The sequence below is a fragment of the Pseudomonas cyclaminis genome, assembly GCF_015163715.1.
Lineage (GTDB): Bacteria > Pseudomonadota > Gammaproteobacteria > Pseudomonadales > Pseudomonadaceae > Aquipseudomonas > Aquipseudomonas cyclaminis.
The window spans coordinates 1-2,027 of record NZ_JADDUM010000336.1 but is presented as its reverse complement, the minus strand read 5'-3'; the positions used below and the strand labels follow the sequence as shown (position 1 = coordinate 2,027).

2 protein-coding genes and 1 tRNA gene are annotated in these 2,027 nt (G+C 56.4%); all 3 read right to left on the bottom strand.

What is annotated here, in order from left to right; translation table 11 throughout:
* Positions 1-127 precede the first annotated feature (127 nt).
* Positions 128-218 (bottom strand) — tRNA-Ser (locus IQK56_RS29965).
* Positions 219-280: 62 nt separating this feature from the next.
* Positions 281-469: a carbon storage regulator CsrA gene (gene csrA, locus IQK56_RS29960; RefSeq protein ID WP_003175645.1), complete on the bottom strand. Its 189-nt coding sequence runs from the start codon at positions 467-469 to the stop codon at positions 281-283.
* Between the two features lie 175 nt (positions 470-644).
* Complete coding sequence (locus IQK56_RS29955) at positions 645-1,886, bottom strand: aspartate kinase (RefSeq protein ID WP_090400445.1); 1,242 nt, start codon at positions 1,884-1,886, stop codon at positions 645-647.
* Positions 1,887-2,027: the final 141 nt, after the last annotated feature.

Genomic DNA, 2,027 nt, shown 5'->3' with positions numbered 1-2,027 from the left:
CCAGCTGAGCTACGAGTGCATTTGTTGCCGCGCATTATAGGCCGTTCAATCTCTATGTAAAGCTATTTTTTCGTTAATTTTCAACAACTTACCGAAAAAACCAGATTGCAACGTACTAAGCAAATAATGGCGGAGAACGGGGGATTCGAACCCCCGACACCCTTTTGAGGTGTACTCCCTTAGCAGGGGAGCGCCTTCGGCCACTCGGCCAGCTCTCCGCAACACGGGGCGTATATTAACCACGTTCCTCCCCGTTTGCAAACATAAAAAACGATAAAAATTAAAGGCTTGGTTCTTCGTCCTTCTCTTTCTTGATCCGCAGGTAGATTTCCTCGCGGTGGACCGCTACCTCTTTCGGAGCATTAACCCCGATACGTACTTGATTGCCTTTGACGCCGAGCACGGTCACGGTGATTTCGCCATCACCGATAATCAGGCTTTCTGCGCACCGACGAGTCAGAATCAGCATACCTTTCTCCTCACGCATTTCATTTCAGGAACAACAGTCTGCAAAAAAAAGGCGTTCGACCTACGACCCGAAAGTCATAGCCCTAACGGCCTAAGTATTGTCGAGTGCACGCAAAAGACCATGCGCCCTACAAAAAAAGGAAAGGCGCGGTAGACCGCGCCTTCCTGGCATTACATCACTCGCCCTGTCGGGCCGGAGCGTCCAGCTCAAACGCGGTATGCAGCGCGCGTACAGCCAGTTCCAGGTACTTCTCTTCGATCACCACCGAGACCTTGATTTCCGAGGTGGAGATCATCTGGATGTTGATGCTTTCCTTGGCCAGAGCCCCAAACATGCGGCTGGCAACGCCGGCATGGGAACGCATGCCCACACCCACGATCGACACCTTGGCAATCTTGGTATCGCCGACCACTTCACGGGCGCCAATCTCGCTCGCGGTGTTCTCCAGGATTTTCAGTGCCGCATCGTACTCGTTGCGGTGCACGGTGAAGGTGAAATCGGTGGTGTTATCGTGCGAGACGTTCTGCACGATCATGTCGACTTCAACATTCGCATCGCTGATCGGGCCCAGGATCTTGAAGGCCACGCCCGGGGTGTCTGGCACGCCACGGATCGTCAGCTTGGCTTCATCGCGGTTGAAAGCGATGCCGGAAATGATCGGCTGTTCCATGGATTCCTCTTCATCAATAGTAATGAGGGTGCCCGGACCCTCTTTGAAGCTGTGCAATACGCGCAGCGGAACGTTGTACTTGCCGGCGAATTCCACCGCACGGATCTGCAACACCTTGGAACCGAGGCTGGCCATTTCCAGCATCTCTTCGAAGGTGATCTTGTCCAGGCGCTGGGCCACGGACACGACACGCGGATCGGTAGTGTAGACGCCGTCCACATCGGTGTAGATCTGGCATTCATCAGCCTTGAGGGCTGCCGCCAGGGCCACGCCGGTGGTGTCCGAACCGCCACGCCCGAGGGTGGTGATGTTGCCGTGCTCGTCCACACCCTGAAAACCCGCTACAACTACCACGCGGCCGGCCTTCAGATCGGTGCGAATTTTCTGATCATCGATCTGCAGAATGCGCGCCTTGGTGTGCGCGCTGTCGGTGAGGATGCGTACCTGGCTGCCCGTGTAGGACACCGCCGGCACGCCACGCTTGTTCAGGGCCATGGCCAACAAGGCGATGGTCACCTGCTCACCGGTGGACACGATCACGTCCAGCTCACGCGGCAGCGGTTGCTGGTCGCCACTGATTGCCTTGGCCAGCTCGATCAGGCGATTGGTCTCGCCGCTCATGGCCGACAGAACCACCACCAGGTCGTCGCCGGCATCGCGGAATTTCTTAACCTTGTCGGCCACCTGCTCGATTCTTTCGACAGAGCCGACCGAGGTGCCTCCAAATTTCTGTACGATCAAAGCCATTTCCAAGCCGCCTCAGCCCGTAAAGGGGCGCCTAAATATCCAATCAACCAGCACCGAACAAGCCCGCGACTAGACCACGGGCCGGTTAACAATGCCTTAAATACCTGCCTCGACAAACGGCACGGTCAAGGCCAGGGCCGC

What these genes read in the sequence shown, in the direction of transcription:
- csrA (WP_003175645.1), bottom strand. Translation starts at nt 469, where the DNA reads ATGCTGATTCTGACTCGTCGGTGCGCAGAAAGCCTGATTATCGGTGAT.
- IQK56_RS29955 (WP_090400445.1), bottom strand. Translation starts at nt 1,886, where the DNA reads ATGGCTTTGATCGTACAGAAATTTGGAGGCACCTCGGTCGGCTCTGTC.